This window comes from Flavobacterium sp. 9R (assembly GCF_902506345.1).
Classification (GTDB): Bacteria; Bacteroidota; Bacteroidia; order Flavobacteriales; family Flavobacteriaceae; genus Flavobacterium.
This window is the reverse complement of record NZ_LR733413.1, coordinates 1,878,389-1,904,721: the sequence shown is the minus strand read 5'-3', so window position 1 is coordinate 1,904,721 and position 26,333 is coordinate 1,878,389. Positions and strand designations below refer to the sequence as shown.

At 33.0% G+C, this 26,333-nt stretch carries 24 protein-coding genes; all 24 read left to right on the top strand.

Annotation, left to right across the window (positions count from 1 at the left end; translation table 11 throughout):
• Window positions 1-411 precede the first annotated feature (411 nt).
• Window positions 412-1,458 (top strand): dTDP-glucose 4,6-dehydratase, encoded by a 1,047-nt coding sequence (rfbB, locus tag FLAVO9AF_RS08435; protein WP_159687050.1) that lies wholly within the window; start codon window positions 412-414, stop codon window positions 1,456-1,458.
• A gap of 354 nt (window positions 1,459-1,812) precedes the next feature.
• Complete coding sequence (locus tag FLAVO9AF_RS08430; protein WP_159687048.1) at window positions 1,813-2,283, top strand: UpxY family transcription antiterminator; 471 nt, start codon at window positions 1,813-1,815, stop codon at window positions 2,281-2,283.
• A gap of 185 nt (window positions 2,284-2,468) precedes the next feature.
• The gene (locus tag FLAVO9AF_RS08425; RefSeq protein ID WP_159687044.1) at window positions 2,469-2,861 is read left to right on the top strand and encodes a four helix bundle protein; all 393 of its coding nucleotides are present in this window, start codon (window positions 2,469-2,471) and stop codon (window positions 2,859-2,861) included.
• 606 nt (window positions 2,862-3,467) lie between these two features.
• A complete protein-coding gene (locus tag FLAVO9AF_RS08420) occupies window positions 3,468-5,882 on the top strand; it encodes an SLBB domain-containing protein (RefSeq protein WP_159687042.1) in 2,415 nt (804 codons plus the stop codon).
• 216 nt (window positions 5,883-6,098) lie between these two features.
• Window positions 6,099-7,175, top strand: a complete 1,077-nt coding sequence (locus FLAVO9AF_RS08415) for a Wzz/FepE/Etk N-terminal domain-containing protein (RefSeq protein WP_159687039.1) — start codon at window positions 6,099-6,101, stop codon at window positions 7,173-7,175.
• Between the two features lie 335 nt (window positions 7,176-7,510).
• A complete protein-coding gene (locus tag FLAVO9AF_RS08410; protein WP_159687036.1) occupies window positions 7,511-8,374 on the top strand; it encodes a glycerophosphodiester phosphodiesterase family protein in 864 nt (287 codons plus the stop codon).
• Window positions 8,375-8,440: 66 nt separating this feature from the next.
• Window positions 8,441-8,839: an FdtA/QdtA family cupin domain-containing protein gene (locus tag FLAVO9AF_RS08405; RefSeq protein WP_201296288.1), complete on the top strand. Its 399-nt coding sequence runs from the start codon at window positions 8,441-8,443 to the stop codon at window positions 8,837-8,839.
• The gene (locus tag FLAVO9AF_RS08400) at window positions 8,832-9,242 is read left to right on the top strand and encodes an FdtA/QdtA family cupin domain-containing protein (RefSeq protein ID WP_159687032.1); all 411 of its coding nucleotides are present in this window, start codon (window positions 8,832-8,834) and stop codon (window positions 9,240-9,242) included. Before FLAVO9AF_RS08405 ends, FLAVO9AF_RS08400 begins: the two co-directional genes overlap by 8 nt.
• Window positions 9,239-9,796, top strand: a complete 558-nt coding sequence (locus tag FLAVO9AF_RS08395) for an acyltransferase (RefSeq protein ID WP_159687030.1) — start codon at window positions 9,239-9,241, stop codon at window positions 9,794-9,796. Before FLAVO9AF_RS08400 ends, FLAVO9AF_RS08395 begins: the two co-directional genes overlap by 4 nt.
• Before the next feature lie 35 nt (window positions 9,797-9,831).
• Entirely contained in the window at window positions 9,832-10,935 is a 1,104-nt protein-coding gene (locus tag FLAVO9AF_RS08390) for a DegT/DnrJ/EryC1/StrS aminotransferase family protein (RefSeq protein ID WP_159687028.1), read from the top strand.
• Window positions 10,932-12,254: a CDP-glycerol glycerophosphotransferase family protein gene (locus FLAVO9AF_RS08385; protein ID WP_159687025.1), complete on the top strand. Its 1,323-nt coding sequence runs from the start codon at window positions 10,932-10,934 to the stop codon at window positions 12,252-12,254. Before FLAVO9AF_RS08390 ends, FLAVO9AF_RS08385 begins: the two co-directional genes overlap by 4 nt.
• 59 nt (window positions 12,255-12,313) lie before the next feature.
• On the top strand, window positions 12,314-12,973 hold the full coding sequence (gene ispD, locus FLAVO9AF_RS08380) for a 2-C-methyl-D-erythritol 4-phosphate cytidylyltransferase (RefSeq protein ID WP_159687023.1): 660 nt from the start codon (window positions 12,314-12,316) through the stop codon (window positions 12,971-12,973).
• Window positions 12,974-12,981: 8 nt separating this feature from the next.
• Window positions 12,982-13,677: an SDR family oxidoreductase gene (locus FLAVO9AF_RS08375; protein ID WP_159687019.1), complete on the top strand. Its 696-nt coding sequence runs from the start codon at window positions 12,982-12,984 to the stop codon at window positions 13,675-13,677.
• Window positions 13,678-13,702: 25 nt separating this feature from the next.
• Window positions 13,703-15,133, top strand: coding sequence for a lipopolysaccharide biosynthesis protein (locus tag FLAVO9AF_RS08370; RefSeq protein WP_236552300.1), 1,431 nt, complete (start codon window positions 13,703-13,705; stop codon window positions 15,131-15,133).
• 17 nt (window positions 15,134-15,150) lie between these two features.
• Window positions 15,151-16,032, top strand: coding sequence for a glycosyltransferase family A protein (locus tag FLAVO9AF_RS08365; RefSeq protein WP_159687016.1), 882 nt, complete (start codon window positions 15,151-15,153; stop codon window positions 16,030-16,032).
• 117 nt (window positions 16,033-16,149) lie between these two features.
• Window positions 16,150-17,145 carry a hypothetical protein gene (locus FLAVO9AF_RS08360; protein ID WP_159687014.1) on the top strand — a complete coding sequence of 332 codons (996 nt, stop codon included), beginning with the start codon at window positions 16,150-16,152 and terminating at the stop codon, window positions 17,143-17,145.
• A complete protein-coding gene (locus FLAVO9AF_RS08355; protein ID WP_159687010.1) occupies window positions 17,132-18,322 on the top strand; it encodes an O-antigen polymerase in 1,191 nt (396 codons plus the stop codon). Before FLAVO9AF_RS08360 ends, FLAVO9AF_RS08355 begins: the two co-directional genes overlap by 14 nt.
• A gap of 6 nt (window positions 18,323-18,328) precedes the next feature.
• Entirely contained in the window at window positions 18,329-19,348 is a 1,020-nt protein-coding gene (locus tag FLAVO9AF_RS08350) for a glycosyltransferase (protein ID WP_159687007.1), read from the top strand.
• 57 nt (window positions 19,349-19,405) lie between these two features.
• Window positions 19,406-20,539 (top strand): NAD-dependent epimerase/dehydratase family protein, encoded by a 1,134-nt coding sequence (locus FLAVO9AF_RS08345; protein WP_159687004.1) that lies wholly within the window; start codon window positions 19,406-19,408, stop codon window positions 20,537-20,539.
• 51 nt (window positions 20,540-20,590) lie between these two features.
• Window positions 20,591-21,337, top strand: coding sequence for a glycosyltransferase family 2 protein (locus FLAVO9AF_RS08340; RefSeq protein ID WP_159686999.1), 747 nt, complete (start codon window positions 20,591-20,593; stop codon window positions 21,335-21,337).
• A gap of 9 nt (window positions 21,338-21,346) precedes the next feature.
• A complete protein-coding gene (locus FLAVO9AF_RS08335) occupies window positions 21,347-22,246 on the top strand; it encodes an NAD-dependent epimerase/dehydratase family protein (protein WP_159686994.1) in 900 nt (299 codons plus the stop codon).
• Between the two features lie 57 nt (window positions 22,247-22,303).
• Window positions 22,304-23,422, top strand: coding sequence for a GDP-mannose 4,6-dehydratase (gene gmd / locus FLAVO9AF_RS08330; protein ID WP_159686991.1), 1,119 nt, complete (start codon window positions 22,304-22,306; stop codon window positions 23,420-23,422).
• Window positions 23,423-24,067: 645 nt separating this feature from the next.
• Complete coding sequence (locus FLAVO9AF_RS08325) at window positions 24,068-25,000, top strand: GDP-L-fucose synthase (protein ID WP_159686988.1); 933 nt, start codon at window positions 24,068-24,070, stop codon at window positions 24,998-25,000.
• 209 nt (window positions 25,001-25,209) lie between these two features.
• Window positions 25,210-26,328 (top strand): mannose-1-phosphate guanylyltransferase, encoded by a 1,119-nt coding sequence (locus tag FLAVO9AF_RS08320; protein WP_236552299.1) that lies wholly within the window; start codon window positions 25,210-25,212, stop codon window positions 26,326-26,328.
• Window positions 26,329-26,333: the final 5 nt, after the last annotated feature.

Here is a 26,333-nt window from a genome sequence, read left to right as displayed (position 1 = left end):
TAAAGTTAGACGCTTAAGGAGTTTAATCGGTTAATCGTTTAATCGGTTAGAGGTAGTTAGTTGTAAAGTTAGACGCTTATGGAGTTTAATCGGTTAATCGGTTAGAGGTAGATAGTGGTAAAGTTAGACGCTTAAGGAGTTTAATCGGTTAGAGGTAGATAGTGTTGAAGTTAGACGCTTATGGAGTTTAATCGTTTAATCGGTTAGAGGTAATTAGCGATAAAGTTAGACGCTTATGGTGTTTAATTGGTTAATCGTTTAATCGGTTAGAGGTAATTAGCGATAAAGTTAGACGCTTAAGGAGTTTAATCGGTTAGAGGTAATTAGTGTTAAGTTTAGAAGATTAAACAGTTAACCAGTTAACCAAATAACCAGTTAAACGATTAAACAAAATACAAAAATATAATAAAAATGAAAAAAATATTGATTACAGGAGGAGCAGGATTTATTGGATCACATGTGGTCCGTCGATTTGTAACGACTTATCCAGAGTATCATATCTTTAATTTGGATGCGTTGACTTATGCAGGTAATTTAGAGAATATCAAGGATATTGAAAAAGCACCGAATTATACTTTTGTTAAAGGGGATATCACAGATGAGGTGTTTATAAACGAATTGTTTGCTACACATCAATTTGAGGGCGTATTGCATTTGGCCGCTGAATCGCATGTCGATCGTTCCATTACGGATCCTTTGGCGTTTGTAAAAACGAATGTTTTTGGTACGATGATTTTGCTTAATGCAGCTAAAAATCAGTGGAAAGACAATTTTGAAGGGAAACGTTTTTACCATATTAGCACCGATGAGGTATATGGTACTTTGGGGGCTGAAGGGCTGTTTACAGAGACCACTCCTTATGATCCTAATTCTCCTTATTCGGCTTCTAAAGCGAGTTCAGATCACTTCGTGCGTGCTTACGGCGAAACCTACGGATTACCTTATGTGCTGACAAATTGTTCGAACAATTACGGACCCTATCATTTTCCAGAAAAGTTGATTCCACTTTTCATCAATAATATCATTCAGAACAAACCTTTGCCAGTGTATGGTGATGGAAATTATACTAGAGACTGGTTGTTTGTTAAAGATCACGCGGTAGCCATTGATTTGGTTTTTCATAAAGGAAAGAATCACGAAACCTACAATATCGGAGGTTTTAATGAATGGAAGAATATTGATTTGGTCAAAGTCTTGTGTCGTATTATGGACGAAAAATTAGGACGTGCAGAAGGAACTTCTCAAGAGTTGATTACTTATGTAAAAGATCGTCCAGGGCATGATTTGCGATATGCTATTGATGCTAATAAAATTAATAAAGAATTAGGATGGAAGCCTTCGGTTACTTTTGAAGAAGGACTAGAGCAAACCATCGATTGGTATTTGAGTAATCAAGAATGGTTGAATAGCGTGACGTCAGGGGCGTATGCATCGTATTATGAGCAACAGTATTTGTAGACTACTTGTATTTGGAATGCAAAAAATACACACCCCCAACCCCTCTCAAGAGGGGAGTAACGATTGCTATTATTTTTATATTGGATTGTAAAGGCAATCATTTTTTATAAAATTTTTTTTGAAAGAAAAAAGTTTAATGATTAGTGTTGTTAACTCGTCTCTTTTAAAGATAACAAGGAGAGTTAATAGTGCTCTGTAGATTTTAAATAGACGTTATTTTTAAAATGTGTTTTGAAAAGATAATGTGTAATAAGTAACGGGGGCTAACTCCCCTCTAGAGAGGGGTTGGGGGTGTGTTTAGTGAGAGTATTTTGTTGAGTAATTCGAATTCATATAAGGAATAATAAGGTAAAAATGAACTGGTACGTACTCTATACAAAGCCCAAATGGGAGAAGAAGGTGGCTGATAAGTTGAAGGAGATGGGTATTAAAGCCTATTGTCCTACGACGATTCAAGTACGGCAATGGAGTGATCGCAAGAAAAAAGTAGAAATGCCTTTGTTTTCGTCTTATGTTTTTGTTCAAGTAGAAGAGAGGGAACGAAATGCCGTTTTTGCAGTGTCAGGAGTGATTCGCTATTTGTTTTGGTTAGGTAAGCCAGCCATCGTAAAGGATCAAGAGATTGTTGCTATTCAACAATGGCTTTCGGAACCTGATTCTTTTGAGGTTGAAGTTAGAACTTGGCAAGCTGGAGATAGAGTGGTACTAGAGCAAGGGGTTTTTAAAGATCAGCTGGCAGTAGTGCAAGAGGTTAAAAGTAGTGGTTATGTACTGGTTTTAGAAGCCTTGGGTTGTGTGTTGAAAGTGGAGAAGAAGAAGAGGTAATGAGTTTAATCGGTTAGAGGTAGTTAGAGGTAAAGATAGACGCTTAATGAGTTTAATCGGTTAGAGGTAGTTATAGGTAAAGATAGACGCTTAATGAGTTTAATCGGTTAATCGTTTAATCGGTTAGAGGTAGTTAGAGGTAAAGATAGACGATTAACCAGTTAACCATTAAAAACAACACTAGTATGAAGTATCAAATTTATTCGTTTGAGAAATTAGAAGTATATCAATTGGCTAGGCAGTTTAAAGTTGAAATAAAATTGTTGAGTCAAACATTTCCTAAGGAAGAGCGATTTGAATTGGTTAGTCAAATTAATAGATCATCTGCTAGTATTGCAGCAAATTTGGCAGAAGGTTCAGGTAGGTCTTCCAATTTAGATCAAGCACATTTTACCAATATGTCATTTTCAACAGGCTTAGAAACTATTGATCACTTGAATACAGCTTTAGATTTGCACTATATTGACGAGCAAAAATATACTGATATGAGAATTAAATTAGATGCTATTTTAAATAAACTTAACGCGCTTTATAAGTATCAAGCTAATAATAAAGAAACTTTGAAGAAGAAGGTTTAATCGTTTAATCGGTTAGAGGTAATTGGCGGTAAAGTTAGACGGTTAATGAGTTTAATCGGTTAATCGTTTAATCGGTTAGTGGTAGTTAGTGGTAAATTTAGACGTTTATACAATTAAACGATTAACCAGTTAACCTTTAGTTGCTTAGAGGTAGTTATCAGTAAAGTTAGACGATTAACCAGTTAAACGATTAACCAGTTAACCTTTGATCGGTTAGAGGTATTTAGTGGTAAAGTTAGACGGTTAATGAGTTTAATCGTTTAATCGGTTAGTGGTAGTTAGTGGTAAATTTAGACGTTTATACAATTAAACGATTAACCAGTTAACCTTTGATCGGTTAGAGGTATTTAGTGGTAAAGTTAGACGGTTAATGAGTTTAATCGGTTAATCGTTTAATCGGTTAGTGGTAGTTAGTGGTAAATTTAGACGTTTATACAATTAAACGATTAACCAGTTAACCGCTAAGCCAGTAAAAAAAGCCAAAATTTAAGTTTTAAATAAGACTACTATTCTTGTTTAATTGTCTTAAATTCGCAAAAATTTTGAATAGGGAGTCTTGTATGGGACTCACAGTGGCGAAGCCGTGGAAAAAATATACTTTTTGTTATGAAAAAAATACTATTTGTTGTTGTTTTTGTTCTTGGGGTGTTCAATACTTCCTCATTGTTGGCACAGGATTTATTAAAAAGTCAGGATTTGAGTACTTTGAAGGTAGATTATTTGTCGGATGCTGATATAGCAAAGATTAAGGGCCAATTGCAAACCAACAATATAACTATTGAACAAGCTGAACCTATGGCTTTAGCTAAAGGAATGTCTGCAACAGAGTTTGCCAAGTTAAAAACGCGATTAGCGGCTAATAGCCCTGCAGGTGCTGCACTTAAAAAAGAGGGAACAGAAAAAAAAGTTGCCTTACGTGAGCAGGAAATCTACACTAACAACAAAGTAAAAGATACTTTAAACACCTTGGTTTTTGGGTCTGAGTTATTTGATAATCCGACCTTGAATTTTGAGCCTGATTTAAAGTTAGCTACTCCAGTCAATTATGTGTTAGGTCCTGGCGATGAATTGCAAGTGAGTGTCTATGGTATTCAAGAATTCAATGCCAGTATTCCGGTATCAGTAGAAGGTAAAGTGAGCATACAATATGTAGGACAAATTGCGGTTTCGGGTTTGACTATAGAAGCGGCTACACAAAAAATACGTGGAGCCATAGCAAGAGTGTATAGCACGGTTGCTTCAGGTCAATCACAAGTAGGAGTGAGCTTGAGCCGTATTCGTACCATCAAAGTAACGTTGATTGGCAGCAAGCAACCTGGTAATTATTCCGTTTCTTCCTTGGCCACGGTTTACAATGCCTTGTATTTAGGAGGTGGACCATCTAAAAACGGTAGTTATCGTAACATAGAGTTAATTAGAAACAATAAAGTATATCGCAATATAGACATCTACCGCTTTTTAGTGAATGGGAACCAATCCGACAATGTTGGGTTAAAAGACAATGATGTCATTCGTATTCCAGCTTATACCAAACGGGTGACTATTGAAGGCGAGGTGAAACGTCCTGGTATTTTTGAATTGAAAGCAGGAGAATCTTTTAGTGATTTGTTGCGTTTTTCTTCTGGTTTTACGGATGTCGCCTATACAGCTTCGGTAAATGTTTTGCAAAAAACCAGTAAAGAGTTCAAGGTTAAAGATGTGAAGTCAAATGAGTTCTCTACTTATAAGCCTTTGGCAGGTGATGTGTTTAAAGTAACCAAAATTTTGAACCGCTTTGAGAATCGTATTAAAATTGAAGGAGCTGTTTTTAGACCGGATACCTATTCTTATTATAGTGGGATGCGCATATCAGACTTAGTGGCTCAGGCCGACGGACTCAAAGAAGATGCCTACAAAAACCGAGCTAGAATTGTTCGTTTAAAATCAGATTTGACTACCGAAATTGTGAATGTGGATTTGGGTAAAGCCCTAGCGGGTGATGCTATGGCGAACCTATCGCTTCAAAAGGAAGATATAGTTACGGTCTATTCTATTTTAGATTTTAAGGAAGACTATACGATTTCTATTGATGGGGAAGTAAAGAAACCTGGAACCTATGACTATTTTGACAAATTATCGCTAAATGATGTAATTGTGCAAGCAGGTGGACTTACTGGCGCTGCCTCAAAACGAGTGGAGATTGCTAGAATGATGAAATCGGAGTTGGAAGATGTCAATTATCCGAATCGTGTGGAATTATTTGATTTTGAAATTAGTACGGATTCGAATGAGCAATTGAAAAATTTTCAATTGCAGCCTTTTGATGTCATTAACATCCGAAGAGTAGCGGTATACGAAAAGCCGCAACAAGTAAGTGTTAAAGGGGCCGTAAATTTTACCGGAAAGTATGCTTTAGTACAGAAGAAAGAAAAGATATACGACATCATTCAGAGAGCGGGAGGCTTGTCTTCTTTAGCAGATCCTAATGGTGTGAAAATCAAACGCCCTATCCAAGCCAAACAGATAGAAGATTTAGAAAACATCAATTTGAATTTGGGTAAAAAAGACAGCATTCAAAACAAATTAGAAAATAAACTAAAGGAAGAAGTGCATTTTGCTACTATTCCAGTAGATTGGAAGTCGATTCTTAAAAAGCCAGCAAGTACTTCTAATGTTACTTTGCTACCAGGGGATGAAATTGATGTTTCCTTTTTAAGCGAAAGTGTGAAAGTAACTGGAAATGTATTGCTGACTTCGGAAATCCCTTATGAAAGAGGGCGTGGCTTTGCTTATTATTTGGATGCTGTAGGAGGTACCGATGCTAAGGCTTGGAGAAAAAAAGCCTATGTGATTTATCCGAACGGGAAAGCTGCTGTTACTGGTCATTTCTTGTTTTGGCGCTCTTATCCTAAAGTATTACCTGGTTCCCAAATTATAGTACCTGAAAAACCTGAAACTAAGAAAATGTCTACTGGAGAATGGGTGAGTATTGGTAGTGTGATTAGCAGTTTGGCGTTGTTGATTGTGACGGCGTTTAAGTAGAAAGGAGGTGAATCGGTTAACCGTTTAATCGGTTAATTGTGTAAGCGTTTAAAAGTTTAAAAGTTTAAAATTGTAGCTATCTACCAATTCATTTCTTACATCAATTAAGCGATTAACCATTTAACCGACAGCGGATAACCCATAACCGATTAACCAGTTAACCCTTTTTAACCAATTAAGCGATTAATCATTTAACCTATAGCCGAAATTTTAAACATGGAGGAACAAAATATACATAACAACAACGACGAAATATCCTTAAAAGAATTACTCGAAAAAGGCAAAGAGTGGTATCTCTATTTGCTCTCACAATGGAAAATCATTGTATTGGCAGGGATTATTGGGGGCCTACTGGGGATTACTTATTCTTTTATTAAAAAACCTGTTTATACGGCGACTTTATCTTTTGCTTTAGAAGATGAGAAAAGTGGAGGTTTAGGCGGTGCGCTTGGATTGGCGAGTTCCCTTGGATTAGATCTTGGTGGCGGTGGAGGCAGTATGTTTACCGGCTCCAATTTAACCGAATTGTTCAAGTCTCGTGCGATGGTCGAAAAGACCTTGTTGAGTACCGTACCTGATGCCGATGGGAAACCGATTACTTTAGCGGAATTGTATATCAAAAACAATGAATGGCGGGATAAATGGGAAGGTAAACCCAAATTGGAAAAGATTCAGTTTTTACCTAACGTGAAACGGACCTATTTCACCCGTGTACATGATAGTATTTTGGGAGTGATGTATGATAAGCTCTCTAAAAAGAGTTTATCCGTAGCCCAAAAAGACAAGAAAATTGCCATTGTCAATATTGATGTGAATGATAAAAATGAACTATTTGCCAAACAATTCTGTGAAAACCTTGCCAAAACGGTTTCCGATTTTTATGTTACTACCAAAAGTAAAAAAGCCAAAATGAACATGGATATTTTAATTCGCCAAACGGATTCTATTCGTGGGGAATTGAATGGGGCGATTACTGGAGTGGCAGTAGCCAACGACAATACCTTCAATTTAAATCCAGCGTTGAATGTACGAAGAGCACCTTCTGCTCGCCGCCAAGTGGATGTGCAAGCGAATACGGCTATACTAACTGAACTCGTTAAACAAACCGAATTGGCCAAAGTAACTTTGCGAAAAGAAACTCCATTAATACAAGTGATTGATAGACCTATTTTGCCATTGCCTAAAGAGCGTTTTGGCAAAGCCAAAGGGTTAAGTATGGGAGGATTTTTATTTAGTTTTTTAACGGTATTGTATTTGATTGTTAAGCGTTTGCTAAAGGATTTGCAAGTTTAATGTTGTTTTAAAGATTTAATTTTTTTTAAGTCCAGTAATTACTAATCATAAGAAGCGACAATTTAAAATAGACAATGGATAGTAAATAAAAAATGAAAACAGTAAGAGCATTTAGTTCTTATAATTTATTTTATGCAGGAAATGTAAAAATGCTTGAAGAAGCAAAACGCATTGTGATTATTTGCTTGTAGTATAAATTGGCTACTTTCGTTCGTCTCGATAAAAGGCTACCTGTACAAACATTGAAGGAGTGTTACATGCATTTGAAAGACTGTTAATATGTAAATTTAAATGTCTGTAAAAATGTTAAATTACCGTCACTTATATTTTTTTTTATGAAATATTTATTTTATTTTTTTATCTTATTTGTTGTTTTTTCTTGTGATGGAAGTGGAAATGCTGAATCTGATAGTTTAATAGAAAGTTTCCCAGAAACTATATCAAGCGGGTGGTACCAAAAGGGAAAAGACTCTATTAGAATAATTGCTCATGGCGGGGCATCTGCTTATGAACCATTTAATTCGATTCCTGCTTTTAAGAAAGCTTTTGAGCTGAATTCTGATGGAATTGAACTTGATTTAATGAACTCAAAAGATGATTCATTAATGGTTTTTCATGATTTGAATACTGAAAGATTTACTGGAGCTAATTATAATATAGTTGATACAAAATTTGAAAAACTTAGGACTTTAGATATTGGTAAAGGCGAGAAAATGCCATTTTTGAATGAAGTTTTCAAAATTTTGCCACCAGGAAAAAAAATTTATTTAGAGATTAAATGGTGGCAAGATCCTACTGCAAGAAAAAATGCTCGTCTAATAGAAAAGTTAATTGATCAAATTGAAAAAAGCGGCAGAATTAATGATTGCGTTGTTGTTTGTCTTGACATTAATTATCTAATAAAAATAAAATTAAGGAAACCAGAATTAAATTTGTTTTGGATTAATTATGATGTTGAGAATTGCAAAAAGACAGGAGATCTTTTGTCGAAATATAATTTACAGGGATGTAATATTCTATACTCGATAATTAATTTGGAACTTTCCAATAGTTTAGTCGCCAGAAATAAATTTCTTTTTGCTTGGACAATTAATGATGGTGCTTTAGCTTTGGATTTATGTAAAAAATATAAAATAAACGGAATTTTTACTGATAAGCCAGACGTTATAAGAAATTCTTTATCTAAGCTAATGAAGTGATCTACTATCACGTGTTGGTTTTTAAAGTTTAAATTAATTCTATGGATTCATATAATAATGTATTTAATGACTTGTAAAATATTAGAATTTCCAAAAATTCACGACCCAAGAGGAAATTTATCTTTTTTTGAATATCCAAACCAATTGCCATTTGAAATAGCAAGGACCTATTGGATTTATGATGTTCCAGGTGGAGAAATACGTGGTAGTCATGCCTTTAAAGAACAACAAGAGATTATTGTTGCAATATCCGGAAGTTTTGATGTTGTGCTTCATGATGGGGAAAAAGAGGTGAAGTTTTCTTTGAATCGGTCGTATTATGGACTCTATATTCCAAAAATGGTTTGGAGAAGAATGGAAAATTTTTCGACTAACTCTTTGGCTTTAATCGTTTCTGATAAAAAATATGAAGAAAAGGATTATTTGAGAAATTTTGAGAAATTTAAAAGTCTAAAAAATGTTTAGTGTAGAAGAATGTAAAATAATAGAATTGCCTAAAATACATAATGAAGCTGGTAATATAACTGTTGTTGAAAATAAAGAAACTATTCCGTTTGATGTTAAAAGGGTTTATTATTTATACGATGTTCCGATGGGATCAGAAAGAGGTGGCCATGGGCATTATATATTGCAACAGTATATTGTTGCTTTGAGTGGGTCTTTTACTTTTGTATTGGATGATGGAGTGAATACAAAAGAAGTTTTCTTGAACGATCCGTCAAAAGCATTGTACATAAAGCCGGGTATATGGAGAGAAATTAAAGATTTTTCAAGCGGAAGTATATGCTTGGTTTTGGGTTCTGATGTTTATTCTGAAGAGGATTATGTAAGGGATTATGATGAATTTTTAAAGTATAGAAAAGGATGATACACCCACTTTCTGATGTGCAAACCCAAGATATTGGAAGCGGTACTTATATTTGGCAATACACTATCATTTTAAAAAATGCTAAAATAGGGAATGAATGTAATATTAATTGTCATGTTTTTATTGAAAATGATGTTGTTATAGGGGATAATGTGACGATTAAGCCTGGAGTTTATGTTTGGGATGGAATTACAATCGAGAGTAATGTAATGATTGGTCCTAATGTTACTTTTACCAATGACAAATTACCAAGATCCAAAAACCAGAATTATAAAATGGAATTGACCACAGTTAAAAGTGGTGCTTCTATAGGTGCAGGTGCTACAATTTTATGCGGGATAGAAATAGGGGAATACGCATTAATTGGGGCAGGGGCATTAATTACGAAAAATGTTCCAGCTAGGGCTTTAGTAGTAGGTTCACCAGGTAAAGTAATTGGATGGGTAAATGATGATGGTAGTAAGATGGAAAATGATAATGGACATTATATTGATAATCTTGGGGAAAGGTGGATGGAGATGAATAATGAATTAATAAAATTAAATACAGCTTAAAATTCAAATGATATTAGGATTATAAAAATTATAATATGGTTAAATTTCTTGATTTACAAAAAATAAATGCTCAATATGAAGTTGAGTTAAAAAAAGTTGCGGCGGAGGTAATTGATAGTGGCTGGTATTTGTTGGGGGAACGTGTCAATCAATTTGAGCAGGATTTGGTTTCTTATCAAGAGGGTGGAAATGCTGTTGCTGTAGCGAATGGACTGGATGCATTACGCCTCATTCTGAAAGCTTATATTGAAATGGGGTATATGCAGGGAGGTGACGAAGTAATTGTCCCAGCAAATACGTATATAGCTTCGTTATTGGCTATTAGTGACAATAATTTAGTCCCTGTTTTAGTTGAGCCCGATTTAGAAACTCATAATTTAGATTTGAATCTTATAGAAAGCAAGATTACTGCAAAGACTAAAGCTATAATGGTTGTTCATTTGTATGGGAAAGTTTGTTGGAGTAATGAGTTGGAATCATTGGCCAAAAAATACAATTTGAAACTGATAGAAGACAATGCTCAGGCAATAGGCGCGAGATGGAATGGAATTCGTACCGGCAATTTAGGAGATGCAGCAGGATTCAGTTTTTATCCTGGTAAAAATTTAGGTGCTTTGGGTGATTCGGGTGCAGTAACTACAAAAAATACTGATTTGGCTAAAGTGATACGTGCATTGGCTAATTACGGATCGGCTCAAAAGTATGTGAATCAATACCAAGGTTTGAATAGCCGTATGGATGAAATTCAGGCTGCTTTTCTAAGTGTAAAATTGCGCTATATCGATCAAGAGAATAGTCGTCGTAAGGAAATTGCATCCTATTATTTAGAAAATATTAGAAATAGTAAGATTGTTTTGCCTCAATTTGGGATAAGAGAAGGTCATGTTTGGCATCTTTTTGTCATTAGGGTAAAAAATAGAGCAGATGTACAAACTTATTTACAGGGTAATGGGGTGCAAACTTTAATTCATTATCCTATTCCTCCACATATGCAAGAAGCTTATATTTCATTAAACTATAAAATGGGGGATTATCCTATTACTGAGGAATTCTCAAATACTTGCCTTAGTTTGCCTTTATGGCCAGGGATGGTTGAAGAAAATTTAGAAACCATAGTTCAATTGCTTAATAAGATATGAGTTCATTGAAATCAATAATTAAAGCATATGCACCTACAAAGGTTTGGGAAAAATTTGGGAAAGTAAAAGGTTTATCTAATAGATTATATGAATTTTATTTGATTAAGACCGCTCCTGCTAGGCATCGAAAGGCTCTTATAAGAATTCGTAAAAAGGAAAAGATAAAAGTCGCTTTCTTTTTGATTCATGATTCTGTATGGAAGTATGATATATTGTACAATTTAATGGTAGAACATACCAAATTTGAACCTGTTATTTTTGTTTGTCCTGTTGTTAATTTTGGATTTGATAATATGGTGTTTCAAATGGAGAAATCCTTTGATTTATTTCAGAGTAAGAATTATAATGTTATTAAAACTTTTAATAAGGAGAACGGAACTTATTTGGATGTAAAAATGGATTTTTCTCCTGATATTGTATTTTACACTAATCCTTATGAAAGTTTGCAAGATGACAGGTATTTTATAAAACAGTTTAAAAATACCTTGACTTGTTATGTACCCTATGCAGTAATGACTACTAAGTATGATTTTTTTTATACTTCAGCTTTTCACGATCTTGTTTGGAAAATTTTTAGCGAAACAACTCTTCATAAAGATATTAGTTCAAAAAAACAAAAAAATAAGGGAAGTAATATTATTGTGACTGGTTATCCAGGGTTCGATGAGTTCTTGGTGAATCAAACGCCTAATAATGATGTATGGAAAAATAAAAATCCTAATTTGAAAAAGATAATATGGGCACCACATCACTTAATGAATGAGTTGAATCGAATGTCAAATTTTCTTGAATACTGCGACTTTTTTTTAGATTTGGCTATAAAGTATCATGATAAAATACAAATAGCATTTAAACCTCATCCTTTATTGAGGGTTAAATTAGAAAACGACCCTAATTGGGGGAAGGATAAAACAGACAAATATTATGAGTATTGGGAGAATTTGCCTAACGGACAATTTGAAAGTGCTGAATATGGAGATCTTTTTTTGACATCAGATGCATTGATTCACGATTGCGGCTCATTTATTTCAGAATATCTTTTTACTATGAAACCAACGCTATTTATGGTAAGAAATGAAAATGTAATGAAAATGTGGAGTGAATATGGAGAAAAGGCTCTCTCAGTACATTATCAATCAAGAACCAATCAAGAATTGGAAGATTTTATAGAATCAGTTGTTTTAAATGGTAGCGATAGAATGGAAAAAGAACGTAGAGAATTTGTTAATAATATATTAATGACGGAAAACAAGTTGACCGCTTCAGAAAACATAATGGGTTATCTAGAGAATGAAATTTTTACAAAAAAAAACATATAACGAAAATAATATAGTATAACATTTCCAAATAACAAATTTGTTAAAAAAAAATATATTTTATGGATGCAATTATTTTAGCTGCTGGTAGTGGTTTACGAATGAATTCAAATATTCCGAAACAATTTTTAAGAATAAAGGGTAAGCCTCTTTTTATCTATTCATTAGAACTATTTGATAAATGTAGTTTTATCGATAAAATTTATATCACTTGTAATAAAGAATATATGCACCTTTATAATGAATTTATATCTATGTATGATATTAAGAATGTTGAGTGCATTGAAGGAGGCAGTACAAGACAAGAGTCAGTTTACAGGGCTCTTTCTTTTATAAATACACCAAAAGTAATGATTCATGAAGCGGCACGTCCTTTAATCGATTTAGAATTTATGAATAGTATTTTTTCATCAGATTTGGATGCTGATGGTGTTGTTCCTACAATTCCAGTGAAATTTACTGTCGCAATTGGAAATGATTTCATGGAGTCCGAATTAGATAGATCAAAATTACATAATGTACAGCTACCTCAAATTTTCAATAAAGAAATCTTATTTAGTGCTCATGAAAAGGCCCTGAATGATAATTATGAAGCAACAGAAGATGGAATGTTAGTTTTTCATTATGGAGGACGTGTTAAGTTTGTTGATGGAAGAGAATCAAATATAAAAGTGACAACTCAACTCGATATTGAATTGATTGAGAATTTACTAAAATTATAAATTAAAATATGATATATAATAAAATTCTTCTGATTACAGGAGCAAGTTCAGGAATAGGATTGAGTACAGCTATAGAAGCTCAGAATAAAGGTTTCACTGTGATTTTTACAAGTCGAAATATTGAATCAAATCAATCTTTAAATGAGAAACTTACAAATGGAAGTGTTTTAAAAAATTTGGATGTTAGTGATGAGAAAAGTGTAAAGAACCTTTTTGAATTTATCAAAGTTAAATTTGGTAAACTTGATGCCTTAATTAATTGTGCGGGTTTTGTTGATCCCGAAACAATGCTTGCAACAACTTTAGAAAATTGGAATGCCACAATTTCAATAAATTTGACAGGGACTTTTTTGTGTTGTAAGTATGCTACAGGTTTTATGAAAAAGAGCGGAGGTACAATTGTGAATGTAGCCTCTACTGCAGGATTAACCCCAAGGCCAGGGTGGGGAGCGTACGCTGCATCAAAAAGCGGGGTGATTGGTTTCTCTGCTTCCATATCTGAAGAGTTGTCCGAATATAATATAAGAGTATTTGTTATTTGTCCGGGAAGAACAGCAACACCACTTCGTAAAATTTTGGCACCTACAGAAGATCCACTTACAATTATGCAACCAGAAACTGTGTCGACTACAATTTTATTTTGTTTGACAGAGGAGGCTTCTCCATTAGAAGGGCAACCAATTTTAGTTCGTGAAAGATTTTAATATTATTTAAAAAAGCGTACTAATTTTGTCAAATTCACTCAAATCAACTGCAACTAAAGGGATAATTTGGTCGGCTGTTGATAAATTTGCTGTTCAAATGGGGCAGTTTGTAGTGAGTATAGTGCTTGCTCGAATATTATTGCCCGAAGATTTTGGTTTGTTGGGTATGCTAGCCATTTTTATAGCGCTGTCTCAAACTTTCATTGAGAGCGGGATGGGCTTAGGTTTAATTCAACGTCAAGATAGAACAGATATCGATTTTTCAACCGTTTTTGTTTTCAATTTAGCAGTTAGTAGTTTGTTTTATTTGTTGCTGTTCTTTTCAGCGCCTTTTATTGCATCATATTTTAATCAACCTAAGCTAATTGATTTAACCCGTGTATTGGGATTGAATCTATTCGTAAGTTCGTTAGCAATTGTTCAACGCACCAAGTTAACAATTGCCATGAATTTCAAAGCAATCGCAAAAACGAATGTAATTGGAGTTATTATAGGGGGAATAACTGGTATAATTGCAGCAATGAATGGTTTTGGGGTTTGGTCTTTGGTTATTCAAACTTTGCTAGGTGCTTTCGCTACTGCAGTGTCGTTATGGTTTTTTAGCCATTGGACACCCTCTATTGCATTTTCCAGAAATTCGTTTAGGAATTTATTTGGTTTTGGTTCAAAATTATTGTTTTCGGGCTTATATGCGCAATTACTAACCAATGTCTACAATATTTGTATAGGGAAGTATTACCCTATATCATCTTTGGGATATTATACACGAGCTAAAGGATTTGCAGATATATCGGCTGGCACTATTACAAGTATTTTGCAACAGGCCACATTTCCAATTTTGGCCGCTGTGCAAAACGATAAAGAAAAATTAATCTCCGTTTATAGTAGAATGATTCGAATGTCATCCTTTTTTATTATCCCGATGATGACACTTATCGCTTTGCTGGCAAAACCAATTGTGATACTTTTATTGACAGAAAAATGGGTAGCTGTAATACCGCTTTTGCAATGGATGGTATTTGCCCGCATTTTTCTTCCAATGTCTGCAATTAATATGAATCTTTTAAATGCTATAGGTCGCTCTGATTTGTTTTTAAAGGTTGATTTGTCAAAATTACCATTAACAGTTTTAACAATGATTATAACAATACCTTTAGGGGTGAAAGCGATGATAATTGGACATGTCGTTACATCAGGAGTAGCCTTTTTTATTAATGCTTATCTACCAGGGAAGTATTATGGATATGGTGCTTTAGCCCAAATAAAGGATATGATACCTATGTTTCTTTCTACTTTTTTAATGTCAATTTTTGTATATTTTGTTACTAGTTTAATTGATGATTTGTTGCTCCAACTATTATTGGGAGGAATGGCCGGTTTATTCGGATATATTATATCAAGCTACTTTTTGAAAGTAAATGAGCTCAAAGTCTTAATAGATTATTTTTCTTTTTAATTTTTTAATGTTGTTATATGTACACTACTAAAAAACCTTTAATCTCGGTTGTTATACCTTGTTATAACCACGAAAAATACGTTGCACTTTGCATTGAAAATGTATTGAATCAAACCTACTCCAATTTTGAAGTTATTGTTATAGATGATGGATCTAGAGACAAAAGTCCTGAAATATTAAAAGAATTAAAAAAGATATATGATTTTACTCTTATTCTTCAAGAAAACATAGGTTTGCCAGCGACTTTAAATAAGGCTCTTAAAGAGTTTGTTAAAGGGGAGTTTTTCTCAATATGTGCTTCGGATGATTTTTGGTGCTTAAATAAATTGGAGTTGCAGTTTAACTTTATGAAAAAAAATACCAATATACCGATGTGTTATGGAAAAACTCATTATATTGATGAAAATTCTATAGTAATTAAATCATTTGATAAAAAAAATAACATTTTAAAAGGGGGGGGGTTATTTAATGATATTTTTACATTTAAAATACATCCGCCAGTCAATTATTTTTTCAAAACTTCAATTTTTAATGAAATAGGATATTTTGATGAAAATATTTTTGCTGAGGATTATTATATGAATTTAAAAATTGCTAGTAAATATGAAATTGGATTTATTGATGAATATTTAAGTTATTACAGAGTTGATACTAGTTTTGATAAAATTAACCGGGTTGCTAAAGTTTCAGCCTCGCACTTAATGAGCATTGAATTATATAAGGATCATCCATTGTATGGAAAAGCTAAAGCTATGGTTTATTTAAGTAATTTTAGAGTATTTTCAGGTTTCACCAGACATAAAAATCTTGCAATCAAAAATGCGGTAAATGTTATCGGTTCTTTTTATAATAAAAATTTTGTTATATCATGTTTTAAAATGATTGTAATTTGGAGATAATGTAACATTTAATTTTTTTCATAATGGTTTTGGTTTATCTAAAATTTTCAATATAAATATTATAAATAAAAGGTACCAGAATAATTAATTTTTATTTGTAAATCTATTAAAGTATATATGCCTAATAATTTTAAAAACAAAAGAATTTTATTTATAGGGCCAATTTTTCATAATTATCACACATTAATTAAAGAAAAAATGGAATTTTTAGGAGCTAGTGTTGATTTTTACCCTGAACGTGACTATGGGTTGAAATTTAAGGTTATAAATAATTTTTTTAAAAAACACGTTTATAAGCTGCAAAATAATCATTATGAATCAATTTTACAGAATTCTAAAAATGAGGATTATGATTATTTATTTGTGATAAGGGGTTATATGTTACCAGATAATTTTATCAATAAATTTCTGCAATCAAATTCAAAAGCAAAGACAATTATGTATCAATGGGATTCTAATCAAACCAATCCCTTTTCAACTGTTGCTGGTTTATTTGATCAGGTTTATTCTTTTGATTTTAAAGATTGTCAGGATATACCTTTTTTAAAATATTTGCCATTGTTTTATACAGATGATCTTATTCCTTATATGGAAAAGAAATCAGTGGTGGTGCATGATTTTTTTTTTATGGGATGGTGTTTCCCTGAAAGGTACAAAGCGGTTGTATCTTTTAGAGAATTTGCTATTACTAATAATTATAAATTAAAGGCTTTTTTATACATGCCTTTTTCATCATATTTGAAGGAAATTTTAAAAGGAAATTTTCTCGATAGATCTATTGTTTCTTTTACTCCAATGAATAGAACTGAATATTTAAGTATTTTATCAAAATCAAAAGTTATGGTTGATGTTAGTAATCCTAGGCAAACAGGTTTAGCAATGAGAGTTATTGAGTCATTAGCAATTGATGTAAAAGTGCTTACAAATAATCTAAATTTGAAACAGGATGAATTAATTAAAAATTCAGAAAGTATTTGTTTTTTTAGCGAAAATAATGTTTATATCGATAATAAATTTATTAGAGATATGCCTTCTAAAAGCACTAGTCGACTCATGTTATCCATGGAAGACTGGTTGAAGCAAATTTTCTTTGATCAGCATGATGAAGCATAAAATATTATATCTCCCTTGTTTTGTGTATGCAGTTTCATTTGCATCAATATTATTATTGTATCAAGTTGGTTGGTCGGATTTGTTCCCAAAGTTAGATGGTTATTTACTATATTTTTTATTTTCAACAATTGTACTATCATTAATTTTATCTTTTATACAGTTTAAAACTTTAAATATAAAAACTAATGAAGTAAATCTTAAGTCTTCGTTTGTCAAACGAGCATTGATTTTCATTATTATCGGTTACTCTTTAGAATTTTTATATGAAAGAAGTATTCCTATCGTTTCTACTATTTTAAATTCATATTATTCTTATCAAGATTTTGATGGAATTCCAACTTTTCATGTAATACTGAGTACATTCAATATTTTTTTTTCAATTTTAATGTTCAATTTTTATTTGTCAAAAAAAAAATTAAAGAACTTATTTTGCTTTATTTTAACATTATTTCCATATATACTCACTTTGAATCGTGGTGCCTTTATGATAGTCTTTTCTGCCATGATATTTATTTTTTTAATGCGATTACAGACAATAAGTTTAAAAACTTTTATTAGGCCAATTACTGTGTTGGTAATAGTATTATATTTTTTTGGTGTTGTTGGGAATTTTAGGCAAGAACAAACTAAGGATGATAAGGAATTTCTACTCAGAAAAGGTGGGGCGACAGACACTTTTATTAATAATGGAGTACCGGGGGAGTTTTATTGGAGTTATATCTATCTTATTTCTCCTATGGGGAATCTTCAAAATATAGTAAATGAAAAGGAAGATATATTTGACGAAAATAATATTGGAATATTTGCAGCAACGCAATTGTTTCCTGATTTTATTAGTAAACGACTAGTTTCTCTGTTTGGTTATGGAGATAAAATAGAAAATAGTAATGGTGTTTATTACTTAGTAACTCCACTTTTAAATGCTCCAACTATATATTTTGCTTCTTATTTTTTTTTAGGTTTCATAGGTCTGTTTATAATGTATATTATTATGATGATTAGTGCTTTAATGTATCCATTTTTAGTTAAAAAAAACAGTGTATATTATTGTACAGCATTAGCATCACTAAATTCATTAATTCTATTGTGTACATTTAATAATATGTGGTACGCAACAGGAACAATTCTGTTTTGGCCAATTATTATGGATGTTATAGATAGAGTCAAATTTAAATAAAATTAAATGAATAAAAAGAATTGTCAAATTAGTATTATAGTTCCTTTTTATAATGTTGAATTGTATTTTCGCCAATTTCTGGATAGTTTATTACCCATTGGGGATAATTGTGAAGTAATTCTTGTTGATGATGGGTCACAAGATTTTTCTACAGATATTGCCATTGAGTTTACAGAACGATTTAGTAATGTTAAATTGTTGCAGAAACAAAATGGAGGATTGAGTTCTGCAAGAAATTATGGATTGAAATTTGCTAAAGGTGATTATGTGATTTTTTTTGATAGTGATGATTATATTGAAGATAAAACTGTAATTTACAAGATGTTTGAAGAAGCTGTAGTAAAAAAAGCCGACATTTTGATAGCACAGTATTATGAGTTCATAGAACTAGATAATAAGAAATTTAGGCCTGATAAAATAAATTTTATTCAAGATCTTATATCTCTTGAGGATAAAATGGATAAACTATTTCAAAATTGTGTATCGTTTGCTGTTTGGGACAAAATCTATAAGATCGATTTTTTGAAAAGTAATAATTTACAGTTTAAGGAAGGAGTTTGGTTTGAGGATATGGATTTTATATATAAAGCATTTTTTTATGCTAGTAAAATTTCAAAAGTGGAAGATGTTTTAATAGGATATAGGCAGAGGCCAGGATCTATAATGAAAACAATTTCTCCTAAAATTTTAGATAAGATATCTGTTTTGGAAGGACTTTATGATTTTTTTGAGGAAAAAAATACATTAAGCAAGGTTTATGAAAAATTCAAAGTACTTTATATTAGAATTATTTTTTCGATTATTTATAGTGTTTTAATCTTTGGAAGTAACAATAAGGTTGAGAATGAAATTCTTGACAAAGTTTTTAATTTACCTTTTTTTAAAGTAGCTATTCAAGAAAAATTAGTTCATAAAAATTATCTTTCTAAGCTTGAAAAGTTTTTGTTTTATTTAATAAAGTTTAAAATTATCAATCGGAATAATATTAATCTTATCAGGTATTTTACTGTATTGAGAAGATTATAAGATATAGTAGTATATAGTTTAGAGAACAAAATGAAGAACAAATTAGATTTATAATAAATGAAAAATATATTAATTACAGGGGGAGCTGGATTTATTGGAAGCAATCTTGCGCTTAAGCTTATCGAAAAGGGGTATAAAATTACAGTTTTAGATAATCTTTCAAAACAAATACATGGTGACAATCCAGAAATTACCTCTCCATTATTTAAAAGTATAAAGGAGAAGGTCACATTTATAAATGGAACCGTTACTTCAAGAGAGGATTGGGAAAAAGCAATTGAAAATCAAAATGTCATAGTGCATTTAGCTGCTGAAACGGGAACGGGTCAATCAATGTATTGTATTGAAAAATATACAGAAGTAAATATTCAAGGTACAGCTATTATGCTCGATATTTTAGCAAATTGTAAAAATTCAATTGAAAAAGTAATTATTGCTTCTTCTCGTTCTATTTATGGCGAAGGAAAATATAAACATCCAAGACTTGGTGTTGTGTATCCCTCTCATAGAAAAGAAGAAGATATGTTAGCAGGAAATTTTGAGCTTAACTATTTAGACAAACAAGAACTTGAGTTGTTAGCAACAGATGAAGAGTCTAAAATTCATCCCTCATCTGTTTATGGTATTACAAAACAAAACCAGGAACAAATGATTATGACAGTATGTCCTACTATTGGTGTTGCTGCGGTAGCGTTTAGATACCAAAACGTTTATGGACCAGGCCAATCATTAAAAAATCCTTATACGGGTATTTTATCTATTTTTTCTACACAGATAAGAAATAGTAATGGTATTCAGATTTTCGAGGATGGTAAAGAGACGAGAGATTTTGTTTTTATCGACGATGTGGTTGAGGCGACAATTCTTGGAATAGAAAAAGAAGAGGCTAACGGACAGGTTTTCAATGTGGGTACTGGTGTTGCTACAGACGTCCTTGAAGTTGCAAATTCACTAATTGAAGCTTATAAAATTAATGTTACAGTTACCATAACAGGAAATTTCAGATTAGGAGATATTCGTCATAATTATGCTGATTTAACTAAGATTAAAACTCGTTTAGGATTTGAACCTAAAGTTTTTTTTAAAGAAGGTATCGAAAAATTTTCAGCCTGGGTTCTTGAGCAAGAAATTCAAGAGGATAAATTAAGTATATCACTTGAAGAAATGAGAAAAAAAGGTTTGTTGAAATAAAAAATAATATATATAAACAAAGATTAATTTTTTTACTACAAATATTTAATAATGAAGATATCGATTATCACTGTTGTGTATAACAACGAAAAGACAATTCAGGATGCAATGCAATCGGTTCTTGGACAGACTTATAAAAACATTGAATATGTTATTATAGATGGTAACTCAAAAGACAGCACTGTTAATTTAATAAATGAATACAAAGACCAGCTTGGGTATTTCATTTCAGAAAAGGACAAAGGGCTTTATGATGCTATGAATAAAGGAATAAATGCTTGTACTGGAGATGTGATAGGGATATTAAATTCGGATGATTTGTATCAAGATTCAGAGATTATTACAGCTGTTATGGAACATTTCAATAATGATCCTGCGTTAGATATAGTGTATGGGGATTTGGTGTATGTAAAAAGTGAGGATACCAATAAAGTAGTGCGTAATTGGAAGTCAAAAGAGTATTATAATCTTTTTTTTGAAAATGCCAATGTTCCACCACATCCTTCATTATTTGTTAGAAGAAAAGTATATAAAGAAATTGGTTTATTTGATTTGCAATTTAAATTGGCTGCGGATTATGAATTGATGTTACGTATGTTTAAAAAACACAATTTCAAGTCAAAATACATTAATCGATTAATCATTAAGATGAGGTTGGGTGGTGCCACCAACCAAAATTATACGAATATAATTAACCAAAATAAGGAGATATTGAAAGCATGGAAAGTGAATGGCTTACAAGCTCCTTTTTATTTGATGCCATTAAGAATAATCAAACGTTTATCTCAATTTATTTAACCTTTTGAAATGCAAGTATTGCTAACAGGCGCAAGTGGCTTTCTTGGGAAATCTATCCAAGTAGCATTGTCCAAAGGAAATTCAATTTTTAGACTATCAAGGACATCTGGTGATTATAAGGTTACTTTAGAAAATGAAATTCCCAATTTCAATCAAACTTTTGATTTGGTTATTCATGCCGCAGGAAAAGCACATAGTGTTCCCAAAACAGAAGCTGAGAAAAAGCAATTTTATGATGTCAATATAGTAGGAACTCAAAATTTATTACAAGGATTGGTGGCATATGGAGTTCCTAAACAGTTTGTATATATTAGTTCAGTTTCCGTGTATGGTCAAGAAGAGGGTTTCAATATAGCTGAGGATTTTCCTTTAGCTGCTAAGGATGCTTATGGTTTAAGTAAAATTGAAGCTGAGGTACTAGTTCAAGAATGGTGTAAGCAACACAATGTCGTTTGCACCATTTTGCGTTTACCATTGTTAGTTGGAAAGAATCCTCCTGGTAATTTAGGTGCTATGCTAAGAGCTATAGACAAAGGGTATTATTTTAACATTGGAGGTGGTAAAGCTAGAAAAAGTATGGTGTTGGCACAAGATGTTGCTAACTTCATTTTTAAGGTGGCTGCCGTAGGCGGAATTTATAATCTGACTGATGGGTTTCATCCAAACTTTAGCGAATTGAGTACCGCTATTTCAAAACAGAAAAAGAAGAAAATACCTTTGAATTTACCTTTGTTTATTGCAAAGTTAATGGGGTATGGTGGAGATATATTTGGAGACAACGTTCCAATTAATTCTTCCAAAATTAGAAAAATAACTTCTGATTTGACTTTTGATGATTCAAAAGCGAGAGAATTGGTAGGTTGGCAACCAAAATCAGTTTTAGAATATTTAAAAAGTAATAGTTTGTAATTAAGGGGTATACTAATTTTATAGGATAGTTAATAAAAAATAAGAATGAAATATATTATGAAAACAGCCCTTATCACAGGAATTACAGGACAAGACGGGTCGTACTTAGCGGAGCTTTTATTAGAAAAAGGATATATGGTACATGGAGTAAAAAGAAGAGCCTCTTCTTTTAATACCCAACGTATAGATCATATCTATCAAGACCAACATGAAGCGCATGTGAATTTTAAATTGCATTACGGGGATTTGACGGATTCTACCAATATCATCCGAATTATCCAAGAGGTGCAACCGGATGAAATTTATAATTTAGGAGCCATGAGTCATGTGAAAGTGTCTTTTGATTCTCCTGAATATGTGGCTAATGTAGATGGTATTGGTACACTACGTATTCTAGAAGCCGTTCGAATTTTAGGTTTGGAAAAGAAAACGCGTATCTATCAAGCATCTACCTCAGAATTGTACGGTGGTTTGGCTGAAAATAAAAACGCTAAAGGGTTCTATGATGAACAATCGCCTTTTTATCCGCGTTCCCCTTATGGTGCGGCTAAAATATATGGTTTTTGGATTACTAAAAATTATAGAGAGGCCTATGGAATGTTTGCTTGTAATGGGATTTTATTTAATCACGAATCACCAAGAAGAGGAGAAACATTTGTAACTCGTAAAATTACGATGGCCACGGCTGCTATTGCTTTGGGACAACAAGACTGTTTGTATTTAGGGAATTTGGATGCACAACGCGACTGGGGACATGCCAAGGATTATGTAGAAGCGATGTGGCGTATTTTGCAGCAAGAAGTACCTGAGGATTATGTAATTGCTATGGGAGAAACTACTTATGTTCGTGATTTTGTGCGTATGGCATTTGCCGAAGTAGGTGTTGAAATTGAGTTCAAAGGCGAAGGAGTAGCAGAAAAAGGATATGTGAAGTCTTGTGCGAATCCTAACTATCAATTGGAAATTGGAAAACAAGTGATTGCAGTCGATCCTCAGTATTTTCGTCCTACAGAGGTGGATTTGTTGATTGGAGATCCAACGAAGTCCAAAACCAAACTAGGATGGGTGCCTCAATATAATTTGGCCGGATTAGTGAAAGAGATGATGGAAGGGGATTTGGCGTATTATCAGAAGAAAAAAATGTTGAGAGAAGCTGGGTTTTCAGTGGAGAACTAGTTATCAGTTTTCTGTTGTCGGTTATCTGTTACTTTCGTCACTTCGAGTGATTTTTGTAATAATGCGACAGCTTTATTTTAAAAATAGTATCGAGAAGTCAGTTACCAGTTTTCGGGTTTCTGTTGCTATTCTCAGTTCGAGTATTTTCCAGAAAATGCGATAGCTTTTTCTGAAAAATGTATCGAGAATATTTGGGAACACAGAAGGGTTCTCGATATGAATTGAAAAGCTATTGCATTTCAATTCTACTCGAACTGACGTAAACGATTCGTCAGTTCGAGTGGTTTTCTAAAAAATGCCTTAGCTTTTTTTGAAAATTGTATCGAGAACGTTTGGTTGCAGTGAAGGTTCTGGATACATTTTTTAAAGTCAATTGCTGTCGCATTGTCTTTAAAAAAACACTCGAACAGACATGTCAGTTATCTAGCTGCAGGCTTTGGTTATTTCAAGACGATTTGGGAAGCACTTATGTCAGTTCGTCCCGATAGCTATCGGGATACAGAAAATACGTTAGCTTTTTTTGAAAATTGTATCGAGAATATAGCGAGCACTTTTGTGCCCTGTACATTTTTAAAGGCGATTGCAATCGCATGAATATTAAAAAACACACACTCAAATTGATGATATCAATTAAAAGTAGAAAAAATGAACAAACAAGATAAAATATATATAGCAGGTCACCGCGGAATGGTGGGGTCGGCTATTTTACGAAATTTAGAAGCGGCTGGCTACACTAAATTTGTATTGCGTACTTCAAGTGAATTAGATTTGCGTAATCAACAAGCAGTAGCTGATTTTTTTGCAACTGAAAAACCAGATTATGTTTTTTTAGCTGCTGCTAAAGTAGGCGGAATTATCGCTAATAATACCTATAGAGCCGATTTTATTTATGAGAACATGATGATTCAGAGTAATGTGATTCATCAGGCCTATGTGCATCAAGTGAAAAAACTGCTATTTTTAGGGTCTTCTTGTATTTATCCTAAAATGGCACCACAACCCTTGAAAGAAGACTATTTGCTAACAGGACTTTTGGAACCGACTAACGAGCCTTATGCAATTGCAAAGATTGCAGGGATCAAAATGTGTGATGCGTATCGTTCGCAATACGGTTGTAATTTTATTTCGGTCATGCCTACGAATTTGTACGGGCCAAACGATAATTATGATTTGAACAATTCACATGTGTTACCTGCCTTATTACGTAAATTCATAACCGCCAAAAATTCGGGAGCTCGTTCGGTAGACATGTGGGGAACGGGCAGTCCTAAGCGTGAATTTTTGCATGCTGATGATTTGGCAGCTGCTTGTGTCTATTTAATGAATACTTATGATGCCGAAGGGCTCGTGAATATTGGGGTAGGAGAAGATGTTTCTATTTTGGAATTAGCACAGTTGGTTCAGAAAATTGTAGGGTACAATGGTACCATTGCAACCGATCCAAGCAAGCCAGATGGGACACCCAGAAAATTGATGGATGTTTCTAAATTGACTGCATTAGGTTGGAAAGCTCAAATTTCTTTGGAAGAAGGAATTCAACGGGTGTATGAAGAAATTAAGGATAAGGATTGGAGGTAAGTTTCGGTTATCAGTTATCGATTTTCGGTTGTGCAAGGTTCTCGATAAACATTAAATAGCTATCGCAATTTAATGCACTCGAACGGATGCTTCGGTTATCTCAGTTTATATTCAAGGAAACTCGAGAACGTTTGGGAACACTGTCCTTCTTGATAAATAGTATAAAATTTGTGACCCTTGCAGTTTTTCGAATTCTGAAAGGGTTATTTATGAACGGAACTAAAGTTTTTAATAAAGAAAAAATAATGCAACAAAACAACACCTACGTCCTGATTATGGCGGGCGGTGTGGGGAGTCGATTTTGGCCAAAGAGCAGGAATCACTTTCCAAAACAATTTATTGATATTTTGGGGACGGGGCAGTCGTTATTGCAAATGACCTATGCCCGTTTTTTACAAATATGTCCAAAAGAAAATATTTATATCCTAAGTAATCAAGATTATAAAGGCTTGGTGATGGCTCAATTGGATGGGATTGCAGCAAGTAATATTCTTTTAGAGCCTAGCCGAAATAATACGGCACCTTGTATAGCTTATGCTACCTATAAAATTTTGCAACAAAACCCTGAAGCGAATATCGTAGTAGCGCCATCAGATCACTTGATTTTGAAAGAAACTGCGTTTCTGGATAAAATCACCCAAGCCTTAGAGTATACTTCCAAAAATGAAGCTTTGCTTACTTTAGGGATTAGCCCAACACGTCCTGATACGGGCTATGGGTACATTCATTTTGAACAGGAAGCAGTAGCGGGTGTACATGAAGTGAATCGTTTTATGGAAAAGCCGGTACTTAAAAAAGCTAAGGAATATTTGGCTAGTGGAGATTATTTGTGGAATGCCGGAATCTTTATTTGGAGTGCTAAAAGCATCCAAAAAGCGTTTCAAACGCATGCGCCTGAAATAGCGAAATTATTTGAACAAGGTAACTCGGTTTATAACACATCAGAGGAGTTAGGCTTTATTCAAGAAAATTATCCCAACAGTCCGAATATCTCTATCGACTATGCTATTTTGGAAAAAGCAACAAATGTATTTACAATTCCAGCGGATATTGGTTGGAGCGATTTGGGGACTTGGGCTTCGTTGCACGAGGTATTGCCTAAAGATGCGAGTAACAATTCGAAGAGTACTGATCATTTGCATTTAGAAGCAACTTCTAATTGTATCATTCATTTGCCTAGTGGAAAAGCCGCAGTTATTAAAGGCTTGGACGATTTTATCATTGTAGATGATGAAAAAGTACTGTTGATTTATCCTAAAAGTAGTGAACAAGAAATCAAGAGTGTTGCAGGAGCTATGGTGGCAACCTACGGAAAAGAATATTTATAAAAAGG